Annotated in this window: 12 protein-coding genes; 6 read left to right on the forward strand and 6 right to left on the reverse strand. The window is 62.1% G+C overall.

The features are described 5' to 3' along the window. Window positions 1-204 precede the first annotated feature (204 nt). The 3 genes from AB7M32_RS20325 to AB7M32_RS20335 are packed head-to-tail and all read right to left on the reverse strand — an operon-like array spanning window position 205 to window position 2,358. Window positions 205-1,146: a FecR family protein gene (locus AB7M32_RS20325; RefSeq protein ID WP_454252179.1), complete on the reverse strand. Its 942-nt coding sequence runs from the start codon at window positions 1,144-1,146 to the stop codon at window positions 205-207. A gap of 37 nt (window positions 1,147-1,183) precedes the next feature. Continuing rightward, window positions 1,184-1,729 carry a sigma-70 family RNA polymerase sigma factor gene (locus AB7M32_RS20330; RefSeq protein ID WP_454251127.1) on the reverse strand — a complete coding sequence of 182 codons (546 nt, stop codon included), beginning with the start codon at window positions 1,727-1,729 and terminating at the stop codon, window positions 1,184-1,186. Beyond that, on the reverse strand, window positions 1,726-2,358 hold the full coding sequence (locus AB7M32_RS20335) for a TonB-dependent outer membrane receptor (RefSeq protein ID WP_454252180.1): 633 nt from the start codon (window positions 2,356-2,358) through the stop codon (window positions 1,726-1,728). The genes AB7M32_RS20330 and AB7M32_RS20335 overlap by 4 nt, the downstream gene beginning before the upstream one ends. A 205-nt stretch (window positions 2,359-2,563) precedes the next feature. Between AB7M32_RS20335 and AB7M32_RS20340 the strand changes: the two genes are divergently transcribed. Beyond that, window positions 2,564-2,890, forward strand: a complete 327-nt coding sequence (locus AB7M32_RS20340; RefSeq protein WP_454251128.1) for a hypothetical protein — start codon at window positions 2,564-2,566, stop codon at window positions 2,888-2,890. A gap of 156 nt (window positions 2,891-3,046) precedes the next feature. On the opposite strand, the gene AB7M32_RS20345 is transcribed toward AB7M32_RS20340, so the two are convergent. Then, window positions 3,047-3,487, reverse strand: a complete 441-nt coding sequence (locus AB7M32_RS20345; RefSeq protein ID WP_454251129.1) for a carboxymuconolactone decarboxylase family protein — start codon at window positions 3,485-3,487, stop codon at window positions 3,047-3,049. 195 nt (window positions 3,488-3,682) lie between these two features. Here AB7M32_RS20345 and pdxR point away from each other — a divergent pair, with 195 nt between their 5' ends. The 3 genes from pdxR (at window position 3,683) to AB7M32_RS20360 (ending at window position 6,269) form a co-directional block, all read left to right on the forward strand. Then, on the forward strand, window positions 3,683-5,116 hold the full coding sequence (gene pdxR / locus AB7M32_RS20350; protein WP_092473724.1) for a MocR-like pyridoxine biosynthesis transcription factor PdxR: 1,434 nt from the start codon (window positions 3,683-3,685) through the stop codon (window positions 5,114-5,116). Between the two features lie 120 nt (window positions 5,117-5,236). Next, window positions 5,237-5,530, forward strand: coding sequence for an antibiotic biosynthesis monooxygenase family protein (locus AB7M32_RS20355; protein ID WP_092252295.1), 294 nt, complete (start codon window positions 5,237-5,239; stop codon window positions 5,528-5,530). Between the two features lie 334 nt (window positions 5,531-5,864). Next, on the forward strand, window positions 5,865-6,269 hold the full coding sequence (locus AB7M32_RS20360) for a cupin domain-containing protein (protein WP_454251130.1): 405 nt from the start codon (window positions 5,865-5,867) through the stop codon (window positions 6,267-6,269). A gap of 183 nt (window positions 6,270-6,452) precedes the next feature. On the opposite strand, the gene AB7M32_RS20365 is transcribed toward AB7M32_RS20360, so the two are convergent. After that, a complete protein-coding gene (locus AB7M32_RS20365; RefSeq protein ID WP_072404489.1) occupies window positions 6,453-11,321 on the reverse strand; it encodes an NAD-glutamate dehydrogenase in 4,869 nt (1,622 codons plus the stop codon). A 429-nt stretch (window positions 11,322-11,750) separates the two neighbouring features. On the opposite strand from AB7M32_RS20365, the gene AB7M32_RS20370 reads away from it, so the two are divergent. Continuing rightward, entirely contained in the window at window positions 11,751-12,104 is a 354-nt protein-coding gene (locus AB7M32_RS20370) for a hypothetical protein (protein WP_454251131.1), read from the forward strand. 72 nt (window positions 12,105-12,176) lie between these two features. Here the strand turns inward: AB7M32_RS20370 and AB7M32_RS20375 are convergent, their stop codons facing one another. Further along, the gene (locus AB7M32_RS20375) at window positions 12,177-14,330 is read right to left on the reverse strand and encodes a WG repeat-containing protein (RefSeq protein ID WP_454251132.1); all 2,154 of its coding nucleotides are present in this window, start codon (window positions 14,328-14,330) and stop codon (window positions 12,177-12,179) included. Window positions 14,331-14,574: 244 nt separating this feature from the next. Between AB7M32_RS20375 and AB7M32_RS20380 the strand changes: the two genes are divergently transcribed. Further along, entirely contained in the window at window positions 14,575-15,600 is a 1,026-nt protein-coding gene (locus AB7M32_RS20380; RefSeq protein WP_454251133.1) for a LacI family DNA-binding transcriptional regulator, read from the forward strand. The last annotated feature ends 144 nt before the right edge of the window (window positions 15,601-15,744 follow it).

The raw sequence follows: 15,744 nt of genomic DNA on the forward strand, positions 1-15,744 counted from the left end.
TGGGCACAACACAGGACCCCTTGTGGGAGCGAGCTTGCTCGCGATAGCGGTGGGTCTGTTAAGGATGATGTCGAATGTACCGGCCCCATCGCGAGCAAGCTCGCTCCCACAAAGTTACCGGGTGACCTCAAGTTTTGGGCACAACACAGGACCCCTTGTGGGAGCGAGCTTGCTCGCGATGAGGCCCGCCAGGCACCGCCGGTCTCAGCTCAGCACCACCACCCCACCCGGCAATTCGGTGCATTTGGCGCCGTAGGCATCGCGGATCAACAGCGCCACGCCCGCCAATTGGTCGAGGCGAAACCGTGCCTGGACCTTGCGCTGGCCCAGTTCTTGGTTGAGCAGTAGCAACATGCCGGGACGGTAGCGGTTGATTTCATCGATGACGCTGGCCAGGGTCGCGTCGTTGAACACCAGGACCTGTTCACGCCAGGCAACGGCGGCCGACACATCGGCACGCTTGGGCGCGCCCACCTGGTGAGGCTCGTAAGTCAGTTGCATGCCCGGTTCCAGGCGAAACCGCTGGCCTTGCACCTCGACCTGCACCACGCCCTCCAGGCAGGTCGCACAAACGCTCTGGTCGGTATAGCGGATGTTGAAGCGTGCCCGCGTGGCACTGATCCAGCCAGCGCCGGCCTGGACGCTGACCACCTGGGCGCTGCGCCCCTGCACTTCAATTTCGCCACTGAGCAATTCCAACCCTTGTCCGCCATCGGTCAGCGCGCGGCGGCTGAGACGGGTTTGAGTGTTGAGCTCCAGGCTGACGCCCTCGACCCATTCCACCCGGCGCTGTTCGCCGACGTCGGTGATGTAGTCGGCCCCCAGCCCGGAAACACCGCCGGGCACCGTGGCGCGGATCAGCAGGAAGGCCGCCGATGCCGCGATGGCGCCCCCCAACAACGCCCGACGGCCGAAATGCCGAGGCGCCTGCAACGCTGCGGCGGCGGGTTGCAGCCCATGCCACAGCGCCTTGGCCTGTTCAAAGGCCTGCGCATGTTCGGGACTTTGCCCGCACCACAGGCGCAAGGCCCGGGCATCGGCCACGGTGGCGCGCCCCGAGGTCAGCAGGATCAGCCAATCTCGGGCCTCGCTGGCCAATCGGGCCTGGGGCGTGGCATCAGGGGAAGCGATGCTGAAGATGTTCAAGCGCACACACACTCATGAAAGGGTCGGGTCTCTACTCTCAAGACGGTTTTCCCGCGCCGGGACCGAACCGCTGAATGACTTTTCTTTCCAGGCGCAGGGCGCAATGCCCTAGCGCCGCCTTGATTTCCTTCTCCACCATGCGGGTGGAAATACCGAAGCGCTGGGAGATTTCCAGATGCGGCGCTTCTTCCAGGCGGGCGGCGATGAAAATCCTGCGACGACGCGCCGGCAGTTCGTACAAGGCCTTGAGCAAGGTCTGCAACTCCTTCTGCCCACCGACCACCCGCGCCGGGTCCAGCGCCTCATCCGAGACCTGCAGCAATTCCTCGATTTCATCGCCCGTGAGCAAGCGCGCATCGGCCTGCCGACGGTCGGCGGCGATGTTCAGGGCCATGCGATACAGATAGGCATTGGGCTGGGCGATGTCCGGCGTGCCGACCATGCGATCGACCCGCAGGTAGGTTTCATGCAGCACGTCGTTGGCCAGTTCCTCGGAACCCAGACGCCTGCGCAAGCGCACCCTGAAATCCTCATAGGAGGTGAGGAACAACTTCACCAACGGACTGCGACCGATGTCTTTCATCGCCCGGACACCCCTTCCCCTGTCATGCATTCCATGCTTTTTCCTGATGAGTCGGGTAACAAAAGCAGGGTCACCGGCTGGCGCAACGAACTGGGCGCCGGGCGGTCGATCCTGAGGTTTTGCAAACTATTGACCAAGGCCTTGTCCCGCATCAGGTCGCCCGTGGAACTGACCAGGCGGCTGTGCTGGACCACGCCGTCCCGGCCGATCCACATTTGCAGCACCGCCCGAAAACTGCCCGGGCGGGTCAACGGTGAACGACATAAATTGCGCTGGATGACCGTCTGGATGGCTGCCGCGTAGTTGCTGTCACTCAAGCCCGGGGTGACACCGGCAGGCAGCGGCACCTCGCGCACCCGCACCGGCTGCAATGTGAACGCATCCGCCCGGGCATAATGCGCCGCCAGCCCGGTGCCGCCGAGCAACACCCGCAACCCTTCGGAGGGGGTGAACCGCCCCTGAACGCCCAGCGTCTGGCGTCGGCTCGATAGCTGGTGGTCCACCAGCACCGCCATGCCCGTCGCACGACTGAACTGCTCCAGCGCCGTGGTCAGTTCCTGGGGCGCGATGTCCAGGTCCACCAGGCCAACCGCCTGGATCGGCCCGGCCAGCAGACACAGCAACACCATCAGCCACCCCAAGGGCGCCCTGGTCAATCCATGTCCGCGTCCGCCCCCGGCTCTGCCCTGCTGCACGACTGACGTATCCGTTGAAAATCGTCATCCTGAGGGGTGTTTATGAATGTCGTATGACAACTGATACAAATCCTCCAGGCCGCACTAGACTGATGCTCTGACAACGCACCGTCCGTTGCGGCGGGCCAGGAGGTCGGAGATGAAACAGTGGATGAACATGATGGCTTTCCTCGGGCTGTTCATGGCCCTGCCCTGGGCCCAGGGTGAAGAAGCCCCGGCCTGTATCGAGGTGACCGTGGGCGGTTACAAGACCCCCGACTACAACTGCCTGAGTCGGCAGATGGGCAACGCCCCCCAGGCCGCAAAAACGGCGCAACAGGCCCAGGACACCATGAACGTGCCGGTCAACGAACGCGCACCGAACAGCATCGGCCTGGCCACGCCGGCCGCCACGGGGGTGCGCATGGGCAATACATTCGGCACTTCGGTCAAGCCCCAGCGGCCGCCGACGCCCGGCAACAATTGACCTTTGCTCTACAACAAACCGCGTTATCGTTCATCGCGAGCAAGCTCGCTCCCACATTGATCCGGGAGAAACACAAAACTCCTGTTCAGACCAATCCCATGTGGGGAGCGAGCTTGCTCGCGATAGCGGCCTGCCAGGCGCTAAACGACTGAAAACTCAGGCCCCCGGACTCTGGCGAAAACTCACCGCCAGCCGGTTCCAGCTATTGATGGTGCTGATCGCCAGGGTCAGGTCCACCAGTTCCTCCTCGCTGAAGCAGGCCCGGGCCTGGGCATAGACGTCATCGGGCACCTGGCTTTCGGCCAACAGCGTCACCGCCTCGGTCCAGGCCAGGGCGGCGCGTTCGCGAGCCGTGAAGAAACCGCTGTCGCGCCATACCGCCACCGCGTAGAGCCGCCGCTCGGTCTCGCCCTGGCGTCGTGCCTCCACCGAATGCATGTCGGTGCAGAAGGCACAGCCATTGAGTTGCGAAGCGCGGATCTTGATCAGGTGCAGCAGCGCCGGTTCGATACTCAGGCGACTGGTCAGGGCTTCCAGGCCGATCATGGCTCGCATCGCCCCGGGGGATGCGGTGTAGTAATCCAGACGCGGGCTCATGGCGGGCTCCGTGGCATTCGAGACCTTCACGGTAGGCCCTGGTGCCGGGCAATGACAGGTCCAATTCGGCGAAAAAACCGGGGACAAGTCCAATGGACGGGATTTTCCCCACGCAACTTCTATGCAGTCGCACAATGCGGGTAATCTTGCGCCTTTGACGCTGGCCACCGAACAATCGCCCAGGAGCTTGCGGGTATGGAACTTCATGTTGTCATCAACGGCCGCAAGGACCTGTCGGGCCAGTTGTATCAACAATTGCGCAGCGCCATCGAGAGTGGCCGCCTGGCCGCCGGCACCCAACTGCCGCCCAGTCGCCTGCTGGCCGAGCAACTGGGTGTCTCGCGCAAGACCGTCTCCGACACCTACGCCCAACTGACCTACGAGAACTTCCTCACCGGCATCATCGGCAAAGGCACCTACGTCAATGCGCGGCCGGCCAAAGTCGTGCGCAAGCAAAGTCACCGCGAACTGGCCGGGGCCGATGTCGTCGAGGCCTGGCGCACCATGCCGGACCTCATGCGCCACCCCACCCTCGAAGGTGCATTGCGCTACGACTTCATCGGCGGCGCCACCGGCAAGGGCCAGTTTCCGCTGGACGACTGGCGGCGCTGCACTGCCCACGCGCTGCGCCAGATCGCCAGTGCCAAGGGTTTCTACAGCCAGCCCGAAGGCCTGCCGTCGCTGCGCAATGCCATTGCCCGGCACATCGCGTTTTCCCGCGGGGTCAACTGCCAGGATGAAGACGTCGTGGTGTGCAATGGCGCACAGCAGGCCTTGGACCTGATCTCCCGGGTACTGACCCGACCCGGCAGCCTGGTGGCGATGGAAGATCCGGGGTATCCGCCGGCGCGGCTGCTGTTCGGCTCCCAGGGCGCCACAGTGGCCGGAGTGCCGGTGGACGAGCAAGGCATGCGGGTAGACCTGATCCCCGACGGCACGCGGTTGATTTATGTGACGCCCTCCCACCAGTTTCCCCTGGGCATGCCCATGAGCCAGGCCCGCCGCGAGGCCTTGCTGGCCCGGGCCTATGAGCTGGGGGCAATCATCATCGAAGACGACTACGACAGCGAATTCCGCTACGAAGGCCGACCCGCCGATTCATTGCAGAGCCTGGATGAGCGCGGGATCGTCGCGTACGTCGGTACCTTCTCCAAGACCCTGCTGCCGGAGCTGCGGCTTGGCTACGCGATCCTGCCGCCGGCGATCCTTGAAGCGGTGATCCTGGCCAAGCGTCTCACCGACCAGCACACCTCCACCCTGCCCCAATGGGCACTGGCCAAGTTCATCGCCGAGGGCTGCCTGCTCAAGCACATCCGCCGCTGCCACACCCTGTACGCCGGGCGTCGCGAACGGATCCTGGCGCGCATGGCCGGGGACTTGTCGCCCTGGTTCGAGGCCGTGCCCACCACCGCGGGCTTTCATATGGCGGTGTTGTGCAAGGTCCCGGTGGACCTGGCGCTGGTGATCGAGCTGGCGAAAAAAGCCGAGGTCGGGCTCTACAGCCTCGATGGTTTTTTCAATGATGTGCCCGTGCGGCCGGGCCTGTTTTTCGGTTTCGGCGCTATCGAAACCCTCGACATCGACATCGCTCTCGACCGTTTGCGCGACATTCTGCAGCAGGTGGCCTGAGGATTGGACTGGGCATTTATCCGCCCATTGGCTGTTTGAGCCTCGCGCCGCCAAGCCTATCCTGCACGGGTGTCATTACTCGTGAACACCTCCGTCCGACTTGATTCAGGAGTCTGAACAATGTCTCGCCAAGTGATCAATACCGTACAGGTGCAAGCCGCCGCCGGTCGCTCGGAAGAACTGGGCCGGCAATTGCAGCAAATCGTCGAGACCCTGCGCGCCCAGCCAGGCTGCGATGCCTACTTGGTCGACCGTTGCCCGGACGATGGCGACCGCTGGAATGTCAGCGCCCGCTGGCAATCGGAAGCGGCCATGCAAGCCCACTTCAACTGTCCGGAAGTGCAAGGTTTCATTAGTCTGATCGACAACCGCCTGGCTCGAAGCGTGGATTTCAATAGCTTTCCGGTTGTCTGAAAGGCGCCGCTTTATTCCTGCCCGGCCAGATTGTGGTGAGGGGATTTATCCCCGCTGGGCTGCGAAGCAGACCCAAAAAGCTGGATGCAGTTTGCCTGACACACCTGTGTGGCAAATTTTAGGGCTGCTTCGCAGCCCAACGGGGATAAATCCCCTCGCCACAACGGTGCAGGCCAGCTAATTGCACTGGCCAGCCCGCTGTAAATTCGTACTCACCCATTGGTCTACCCACCTTCCGAAAGATTGGACGTTTGCTTGCCCCACCCCGGGGCTTAGGGTGAACCCATCGCCGCGACAGCGCGAAATCACTCGAAACCACCAAGGTCCATGCCCCATGAAAACCCTCTATCTGATCGCCGCCCTCAGCCTGCTGCCCGTTACCCATACCTACGCCCACGAAGCCACGCCTTCGGAGAAGGTCACGGTGTTGCAGGAACAACTGCTGAAAAACGTTCCAGGCAAAAAAGCCATGATGCTGACCGTCAACTATGCCCCGGGCCAGTCGTCCATCGCCCATAAGCATGAAGGCACAGCCATGGCCTATGTGCTGGAAGGCGCCATCACCTCCCAGGTCAAGGGCGAGCCGGCCAAGACCTACAAGGCCGGGGAGTTCTGGTATGAAGCGGCGGGCTCCGAACACCTGGTGTCGAAAAACGCCAGCACGAGCCAAGCGGCGAAATTGCTGGTGTTCATGGTGATGGGAGAGGATGAAGCGGTGTTGATACCGCTGAAAAACTAACGGATCAACACGATCCCCTGTGGGAGCGGGCTTGCTCGCGAAGACGGCGGCACATCCAACACATGTGCAAGCTGACCCGACGCATTCGCGAGCAAGCCCGCTCCCACAGGGGGGCACAGTGAATCTTGAAGGCAAAAAAAGCCCCGCATCTCTCAATGCGGGGCTTTTTCATTCAACGCCGGATCAGTTGGCCGTCACGACCGCCTGACCGCTCAACGCCAGGTCCAGCAGTTCGCGGTTGGCCACCGCGTACATGGCGTAGTCGGTACCGCTGGCGGCACGGATGTCCACCAGCATGGCGCGCCAGCGCTCGACCATTTCGTGATGCTGCTCAAGCCACAGCGCCAGGCGGGTTTCCACGTCCTGGGTACCGTCACCCTGCTGCAGGACCGAGATGGTGATCGCCCGTTGCTGCCAGTCGATGTCGTCGCGGAACGCTTCACGGGCCAGTGCCTGCCAGTTGTTTTCCACCGGCAGTGCGCTGATCTGTTGCAGGTACCAGGTGATGTCCAGGGCGCTGCCCACGGCGAAGTAAGCCTTGGCCACATCGGCGGCGTTCTGGCCGGTAACGTCGGACGCCTCGATGATCGGCAGCAAGGTGTACAGGTGCGTGGTGCCGGCAACCATGCGCGCCAGCAACTCCGGCACGCCGGCGGCCACGTAGGCCTGGTAACGGGTCTGCCAGCCTTCGCGGGTCGGACCTTCCAGCAGTTCGTCGAGCTTGAGGCCCAACGCGGCCAGGTGCGGACCGAAGTGAGCGACGTCACGGGCAGCGTTCTGCTCGTTGCGACGGCTGCGCAGGAACCAGCGCGTCGCGCGACGACCCAGGCGCATCAACTCGTCCATCAACTCCAGTTGCACGTCCGCCGACACCTGGTGGTCCAGGGCTTCTATCTGCCGGAACCAGTGCGGGAGGTGGAAGATGTCGCGCACGATCACATAGGCACCGGCCACGTTCGCCGGGCTCATGCCCGTAGACTCCTTGAGCCGTTGAACGAAGGTGATGCCCATGTGGTTGACCAGGTCGTTGGCGATCTGGGTGCTGACGATCTCGCGTTTCAGGCGGTGGCGACGCATGGCCTCGGAGAACTTGCTCACCAGTGTCGGCGGGAACGCCGTCTCCATGTCACGGGTCAGGTAATCGTCGTCCGGTACCAGGGAGTTGAGCAGCGCTTCCTTGAGGTCGATCTTGCTGTAGGAGATCAGCACCGACAGTTCGGCACGGGTCAGGCCATGGCCCGCCGCGACACGTTCGGCCAGTTGCTCTTCAGTCGGCAGGAACTCGATGGCGCGGTCCAGCTTGCCCCGGGCTTCCAGGTCGTTCATCAGGCGCTTGTATTCGGCGATCCGCACGAAGGCGCGGCGTGCCGCCAGGGACAGGGCCTGGGTCTGCTTGTAGTTGTTGCCCAACACCAGGCCACCGACTTCGTCGGTCATGCTCGCCAGCAACTGGTTGCGTTGCTTGTCGGTCATGTCGCCGGCCTGCACCACTTCGTTGAGCAGGATCTTGATGTTCACTTCATGGTCGGAGCAGTCCACACCGCCCGCGTTGTCGATGAAGTCGGTGTTGGAACCGCCACCATTGAGGCCGAACTCGACGCGCCCCAGTTGGGTCATGCCCAGGTTACCGCCCTCGCCCACGACCTTGCAGCGCAGTTCGTTGCCGTTCACGCGCAGCGCATCGTTGGCCTTGTCGCCGACATCGGCGTGGCTTTCGGTGCTGGCCTTGACGTAGGTGCCGATACCGCCGTTCCACAACAGGTCCACCGGCGCCTTGAGCAAGGCGTTGAGCAACTCGGTCGGGGTCAGCTTGTCGGCCTTGATGTCGAAGCGTTCTTTCATCTGTGGCGAGATGGCGATGCTCTTCGCGCTGCGCGAAAAGATACCACCGCCTTCGGACATGATGCTGGTGTCGTAGTCGGTCCAGGCCGAACGCGGCAGATCGAACAGGCGCTTGCGCTCGGCAAAGCTGCTGGCTGGCTCCGGATTCGGGTCGATGAAGATGTGCAGGTGGTTGAAGGCCGCGACCAGTTGCAGCTTGTCGGACATCAACAAGCCGTTGCCGAACACGTCGCCGGCCATGTCGCCGACGCCCACCACGGTGATGCTGTCTTCCTGGACATTGATGCCGCGCTCGCGGAAGTGGCGCTGCACGCCGACCCACGCGCCCTTGGCGGTGATGCCCATTTTCTTGTGGTCGTAGCCGGCCGAACCGCCGGAGGCGAACGCATCGCCCAGCCAGAAGCCGTAGTCGATGGCGATGCCGTTGGCGATGTCGGAGAAGGTCGCAGTGCCCTTGTCCGCCGCGACCACCAGGTACGGGTCATCGTCGTCATGGCGCACGACGTTGGCCGGCGGTACCAGCGCGCCGTCCTTCAGGTTGTCGGTGATGTCCAACAGGCCCGAGATGAAGATGCGGTAGCAGGCGATGCCCTCGGCCGCGATCTCGTCCCGGCTGCCGCCCAGCGGCAGGCGACGTGGCAGGAAACCGCCCTTGGCGCCCACCGGCACGATCACCGAGTTCTTCACTTGCTGGGCTTTCACCAGGCCAAGCACTTCGGTGCGGTAGTCTTCTTCACGGTCGGACCAGCGCAGGCCACCGCGAGCGACGTTGCCGAAGCGCAGGTGCACGCCTTCGACCCGTGGCGAGTAGACGAATATCTCGAACTTCGGTACGGGCTTGGGCAGTTCCGGGATCAGGTGCGGGTTGAACTTGAAGCTGAAATAGGACTTGTTCTGGCCGTTGGCGTCGGTCTGGTAGAAGTTGGTCCGCAGAGTGGCCTTGATCAGGTCCAGGTAGCGACGCAGGATACGGTCTTCGTTGAGCACCTGGACGTCGTCCAGGGCCGAGAGGATCGCCTGCTCCAGGCGTAGTTGCTTGTCTTCCAGGTCATCGCCGCTGAGCTTGCGCGCCAGGTAGAAGCGGGTCTTGAACAACCGGGTCAGCTCGCGAGCGATGTCGGTGTGGTTGTTCAGGGTGCTGGCGATGTAACCCAGGTCGAAGCCCAGGCGGATCTGCTTCAGGTAACGGGCGTAGGCACGCAGCAGCGCCACGTCGCGCCATGGCAGGCCGGCGGTCAACACCAGGCGGTTGAACGCATCGTTCTCGGCATCGCCACGCACGATGTGGACGAAGGCGTCCTGCAAGGTGTCGTTGAGTTGCTGGATGTCCAGGTCCAGGCCTTCGGCGGCGGTGAACGCGAAATCATGAATCCAGAACTCGCGGCCGTTGGTGTGGCGCAGGCGGTACGGGAATTCACCCAGCACGCGCAGGCCGAGGTTTTCCAGGATCGGCAGCACATCGGACAGCGCCAGCGGCGTGTCGGCGTGATACAGCTTGCAGTGCAACTCGCGCTGACCGGAGACCTGCCCCAGCGGCTGGTAGAAGCTCATGACCAGCGGGTTCTTTTCGTTCAGGTTCAGCAGGTGCTGCATGTCGACCACGGCCGAGTGCGCGGCAAAGCGCTCGCGGTAGCCGGCCGGGAAGCCTTTCGGGAAATCCGACAGCACGTTGGTGCCCTGGGCTTCGCCGAAGCTTTCGATGACCAGGCTGGCGTAGTCGTCCTTCCAGCTGCGGCAAGCCTGCACGACTTCTTTTTCCAGCAGCAGCGGGTCGATGTCGAGGCGGTTCTTCGGGTCCACCCGCAGGATCAACTGCACACGGGCCAGTACGGATTCGGAGAAGAAGGTCCAGAACTCGCAGTCCGAGGCCTTCAGGCGATCCATCAGCACTTGCTGGATCTTCTGGCGCACTTCGGTGGAATAGATGTCACGTGGCACGTAGGCCAGGCAGTAGCAGAAACGGCCATACGGGTCTTTGCGCAGGAACACGCGGATCTTGTTGCGTTCCTGGATCTGCACGATGGACATGACGGTGCTGAACAGCTCGTCCACCGGGGTTTGGAACAGGTCGTCACGGGGCAGCACTTCGACCACCTGGGCCAGTTCCTTGCCCAAGTGCGCCTTGGCCTGGAAGCCCGAGCGGCGCTCGATTTCCGCGACCTTGCGACGGATGTACGGGATGACCCGCACGCTCTCGCCATACACCGAAGAGGTGTACAGGCCCATGAAACGGCATTCCTTGATGACCTTGCCACTGGCGTCGATTTCGCGGATCGACACGTAGTCCGGGTAGGCCGGACGGTGTACGCGGCTCGGGTGCGCGGCCTTGGCGAACGACAACAGCGTCGGCTCGCGCAGGTAGGCGACGGCGTAGTCTTCGATGCGCAGGTCTTCGGCGGTCAGGCCGGCGCGCAGCAATTTGGTCAGGCCGAGGAACGACTCGGGGTCGTACTCGATGTGACCGCCGTCGGCCTCATCGCGCACCACGAACTCTTCGTAGCCCAGGAAGGTGAAGTGGTTACCCACCAGCCATTCCAGGAAGCTCTTGATCTCGCTCTTTTCATCAGCGTCGATGGCGTAGGCGCTGCTGTCCAGACTGTCGAGGATTTCCTGGACCTTGGCTTTCATCGGTTCGAAATCAGCCACGGCCACGCGCACTTCGCCCAGCACTTGCTCAAGTTCCTTGCTCAGGACGTTGAGTTCGGCGGCGTTGGCGCAGCGGTCGATTTCCAGGTACATCAACGACTCTTGCAGAATGTCGTCGCCCTGGGTGCCTTTTGGCAGGATTTCCAGCAACTCGCCCTTGCTGCCGCGACGCACGCTCAGCACAGTGGTTTGCAGGGTGTGGATGCTGTAGCCGCGACGGTTCAGCTCGGTGCGGACCGAGTCCACCAGGAACGGCAGGTCGTGGTGCAACACTTCCACGGCCGTGTGGGTCGACTGCCAGCCGTGGCGTTCGTAATCGGGGTTGTAGACGCGCACCTGCGGTTGCGTGTGATCGAAGCGCTCAAGCAGGCGCCAGGCAGACAGGGTGCAGCCGGCGAGGTCGGACAACCGGCGCTGGGTAAGTTCATCGAGGGAAATGATGCCGAAGAATTGTTCAGCGAACAGCGCCACTTGTGGCAGTGCCTGTTCACTGATGTGCTGCGCCAGTGCCGCTTGCAGTTGGTGCTGGAAGTCGGCTTTGCTGGCTGCGGTGAAGAACGCCATCTGTGGTACTCCGCTTGGGCTTGTTATTGATTGAAGCGTCGCGTGCAACCCCTGCGGGGCTGTCGGCCACCCCGTTCCTGATTCTCGGGCAGAGGAAACAGGATGACAGGTGGGTGAAGCTGGACAGGACCCGCAGGTCACATCCTTTTCCATGTAATTTCATGCCATGGACACCTGCAAAAACCACCCAGGGGTGGCCTTGGCAGGTGCACATCCGTTGCGCAGCTTAACGAGTGCGACAACCTGCCTGCTTGCAGCGCTGCGACATATTCGGTCATCGGCTAGCTAAACACCCCTTACGCACCGAACAACCCTAGCAGGCTGGGGACCAAACGGCACCCCGAGGCGGTAAACCAGCAGAAAATCCTTCGGGCTGGCAGAATCCACTTTTTGCACCCCGCAGGTGCACTCGATCCTGGAGCCATCACCATGCAAATGACCACCGCCCTTCTGATCGCCAACCCGTGTGATGAAGAAGAAGACAACATGGCCATGCTCTGCTGCCACAGCGCCCAGGGCGAAATGTTCCTGATGACGCGCTACCCCGACGAAGACGAACTGGAAATCGCCCTCGATGGAGAGCCTTCGACACTGGACGGCATCAAGGTCACCCTCAGCCCGACCCGTTTGCTGATTGAAATTGCCCCGGCGGATGCCGATGCGCTCAACGGCGACGATGTACTGGAGATCACCCACGACACCGATGCGGCGGACCTGGCGGAAGTGGAACTGACGCTGAAGAACATCCTCAAGGGGACGGGGACCTATATAAGCCAGCTCTGAGATCCGGACACGAACACGCCCCCCTGCGGCGAGGGAGCAAGCTCCCTCGCCGCAGGGTCAGTGCATCAGCCTTCACTCGTCTGTCTTCACAAGATTGCCATCGGCGTCATAAACCAGATACTCGTCACTGTCATTCGGATCCCTCACGTAGTAACGAGCCTCATTGCCGTTATCCGGCACGTCCAGGCTGGTGTAGGACCCCAGTTCCTTGATCACCTTGTTGTCCCGACTGATCAAGACCAGGCCGGAACCTCCATCGGCCCGGATGGCCGCGGCGTAGTGGGTCTGGAACGCGCTGATCTGGTTGTAATCCAGCGGGACCTGCAACCTGCCCGCCAGGTCGATGGCACCGTAGCTGCCATCGCGTCCGACTACCGCCATGCCGTTGGAAAACGGCGTCACTTCGTCATATGGCAACTTGATGGGTAGCCGCGCGCCCTGGCGATCGATAAACGCGAATTTCCGGCTTTTAGTATCCTGCACCAGCAGCGGTTGTTGCCCGAAAAACCGGCCTATCACGTTGTCACCCTGAAGGTTGATCCGTTTACCTTGCAGGTTGAACACGTCTTGACGACTTCGATCGGCGGAGCTGGCGTAGAGCAAACCCTCCCGGTACTCGATACCCGAGAACTGCGTCGGCAGAATCTCTTTGCCGTCCAGGGTATAGGCGCCGTACAGGCCTTCCATGGCATCGGTTCGCTTGCCGAGACGGGCGACGAACACGTTGTCGGTCACGGTAGGGTTGACGAATTTCATCGGTAACACGAAACGATGATGCTTGGCATCGTAGAGCCCATAAGGGCCGTTGGTTTCGCGCTCGACCAACAGCAGGCCATTGCTCAACGCCTCGGTGATGTATTCGAACGGCAGCTCTACGAGCGTGTTGCTACCGGCGGGGAAATAGGCGAGCTGGCTGCGCAACGCCTGCCACTCCGACTCCGGGTCGTTGGACTTTTCCGGGGTAAACAACGCGTAGGTATCGGCCATCTGGCTGTCTTGCACCTGCACCCAACGGGGCTTGATCAACCACTGGCCAGCCTGATCGATGAAGCCATAGCGCTCGGCGTTCCGGTCCAGAGCGATGTAACGCGCTTGTGCTGCAAGGACGTTGTCGACCTGGGCGAACTCAACGGTGTTGTCTTCCATCGGATCGAGCACATGGATGACGATACGTTGCGGGGTGGCCTCGAATTGATAGTCGACCTCGGTATTTTTCAACGGCCCCATCTGAGCAGCCAGCGCCTCGGTCAAACGCTGCAATCGCTGTTGTACCGCCTGGCCGGTCTTGAGCTGCTTGAGATCGCCCTTGGTCTGCAGCAACGCGTTGTAATACTCATGCAACGCCGCGATATCGCCATCGGAAGGGAACGCCCGGGCGTTGTTGCCGTTGCTGTAGAGCGCCCTGCCCGCGTCATCCAGCCCCTGCACCACGAAGGTCGACAATTTCGGTGTACTCAACCGCACGGACGCGCGGTCATCACCCAGGGCAGTGAGCTGGAAGGACTGGCCGTCGTCCAGGATCACTTTCGGGTGATCCTTGTCCAGCACCACCTTCTTGAACGCCGGGTAGCTGCGGTAAGCGACCGTCAGGCCGAGACTCGCCAGAGATTTGTTCACCGACAGGGCGAAGGCGTCATGGGACGAAATCGTGTCGTCGGACTCGACCTGGGGCGATACCTTGAGCTCGGCGAAGGTGTTTTCGCTGCCATCGCGAAAACGCAGGCGTTGCGGCAGGTACTGCTCGGCCGCCGGCTCCTCCGGCGTGGCGGCGCGCTTCCAGAGCGGATCGAGGCGGCTGGTATCAAGCTGCACCTCGGAACCCTCGGCAAACAGTCTCTGGGTAAAACGCAGTCCTTGGATCGACGCCAGCTCAGCCTTCAGTTGCGCGCTGGTGAACGGGACAAACAGCGGCTCGTATTGCAACGGCTGCTCGTCTTCGGACTCGGTCGTTGAGAGGGTCAGGCTCAATTGCGCGTCGCTGATCAGTTCCAGGGACCTGAGGGTTTCACCGGTGTCCTGAATCAAGTAATTGAGGCGTTTTTCCACCTCGGGCGCTGCCAGCGTACCGATGTCTTCCATGCCCCCTTCGTTCAGTTGCTCGGCGGCGAAACCTTCATCCACCGGCGCGCCGCTGTGGCGAAACAGGTAATAGGACGCACAGCCCACCACCAACAAGGTCACACTCAGTATCGACAGCATCCTCACACGAGGCTGGGTAAAGTTCATGGTGGTTTCGACAGTCAAAGGGCTGGGGAGGCAGGCAGCTAAGCACACGGCCTTGCGCGCTGCAAATCCCCTGGGTGGCCCGGCGCTGATGAAAACATGCCTGGATCGTTGCCACTGTCCGACGCAAGCGAAGCACCGCCGGTCGTGCCTGCCACACGCCGCCCTTGACTACCGATTGGGTTCTGGTGTTTCCTGAAACCGGTTTCAGAACCGCTAAACAATTCCAATAAGCAGGTTTCTATCCGTGAATTCTTTCTCCGCCGCCCAGCGCAATCGCGTGACCATGCTCGACGTCGCCGAACGCGCCGGGGTCTCCAAGGCCAGTGTCTCGCGTTTCATTGGCGAAGACCGTGCCCTGCTCTCCGAGGCCATCGCCCGGCGCATCGAGCAGGCCATCAGCGAGTTGGGCTACCGGCCGAACCAGATGGCCCGCGGCCTCAAGCGCGGGCGCACACGCTTGATCGGCATGCTGGTGGCCGATATCCGCAACCCTTATTCGATTGCCGTGATGCATGGCGTGGAAACCGCCTGCCGTCGCCATGGCTACAGCCTGGTGGTATGCAACACCGACCGCGACGACGAGCAGGAACGCCAGCACCTGGCCTTGTTGCGCGCTTACAACATCGAAGGGCTGATCGTGAACACCTTGGGTCACCACCGTGACGAACTGTTCGAACTGCGCAGCGAAATGCCCCTGGTGCTGGTGGATCGCAAGGTCGATCGGCTCGACAGCGACCTGGTCGGGCTGGACAACCCGGCGGCCATCGAAATGGCCCTCGATCACCTCGAACAACGGGGCTACCGCGATCTGTTGCTGGTAACCGAACCGTTCGACGGCACCAGTTCGCGAATCGAGCGGGTCGAGAGTTTCAAGGCCAGTATCCAACGACGGCCTGCCCTGGCCGGCACCGTGGTGGAAACCTGCGATCGGTTGACCACGCGTATCAAGGCCTTTCTTGCCCAGCCTGGCCATGGCCCCAAGGCGTTGTTCTGCGCCAATGGCATTGCCGCCCTGGCCGCCACGACGGTGTTGCGCGAGCTGGGTTGTCACTTGTTCGACGACGTGGGCCTGATCGCCCTCGATGACTTGGATTGGTACCCCTTGGTGGGCAGCGGCATCACGGCCCTGGCCCAACCGACAGCGCAGATCGGCGCCAGCGCGTTCGAATGCCTGCTCAAGCGCTTGCGCGGTGACAACGGGCCGGTGCGGACCCTGGATTTTGCGGCGCGGTTGATTGAGCGTGGGTCGACGCTTGGGAATGGTCGGTGATGGTGAGGGTCCTATCGCGAGCAAGCTCGCTCCCACACGGGATCTGTGGCGCACTGAAGATCCCTGTGGGAGCGAGCTTGCTCGCGATGAGGCCCTAAAGCACACCCCCTTTTTTTGAACGCTTTTTTTTGAACAAAACTGAAA

This window comes from Pseudomonas sp. R151218B TE3479 (assembly GCF_053629195.1).

What these genes read in the sequence shown, in the direction of transcription:
- AB7M32_RS20330 (WP_454251127.1), bottom strand. Translation starts at nt 1,729, where the DNA reads ATGAAAGACATCGGTCGCAGTCCGTTGGTGAAGTTGTTCCTCACCTCC.
- AB7M32_RS20360 (WP_454251130.1), top strand. Translation starts at nt 5,865, where the DNA reads ATGAAAACCCTCTATCTGATCGCCGCCCTCAGCCTGCTGCCCGTTACC.
- AB7M32_RS20345 (WP_454251129.1), bottom strand. Translation starts at nt 3,487, where the DNA reads ATGAGCCCGCGTCTGGATTACTACACCGCATCCCCCGGGGCGATGCGA.
- AB7M32_RS20335 (WP_454252180.1), bottom strand. Translation starts at nt 2,358, where the DNA reads ATGGTGTTGCTGTGTCTGCTGGCCGGGCCGATCCAGGCGGTTGGCCTG.
- pdxR (WP_092473724.1), top strand. Translation starts at nt 3,683, where the DNA reads ATGGAACTTCATGTTGTCATCAACGGCCGCAAGGACCTGTCGGGCCAG.
- AB7M32_RS20365 (WP_072404489.1), bottom strand. Translation starts at nt 11,321, where the DNA reads ATGGCGTTCTTCACCGCAGCCAGCAAAGCCGACTTCCAGCACCAACTG.
- AB7M32_RS20340 (WP_454251128.1), top strand. Translation starts at nt 2,564, where the DNA reads ATGAAACAGTGGATGAACATGATGGCTTTCCTCGGGCTGTTCATGGCC.
- AB7M32_RS20355 (WP_092252295.1), top strand. Translation starts at nt 5,237, where the DNA reads ATGTCTCGCCAAGTGATCAATACCGTACAGGTGCAAGCCGCCGCCGGT.
- AB7M32_RS20370 (WP_454251131.1), top strand. Translation starts at nt 11,751, where the DNA reads ATGCAAATGACCACCGCCCTTCTGATCGCCAACCCGTGTGATGAAGAA.
- AB7M32_RS20375 (WP_454251132.1), bottom strand. Translation starts at nt 14,330, where the DNA reads ATGAACTTTACCCAGCCTCGTGTGAGGATGCTGTCGATACTGAGTGTG.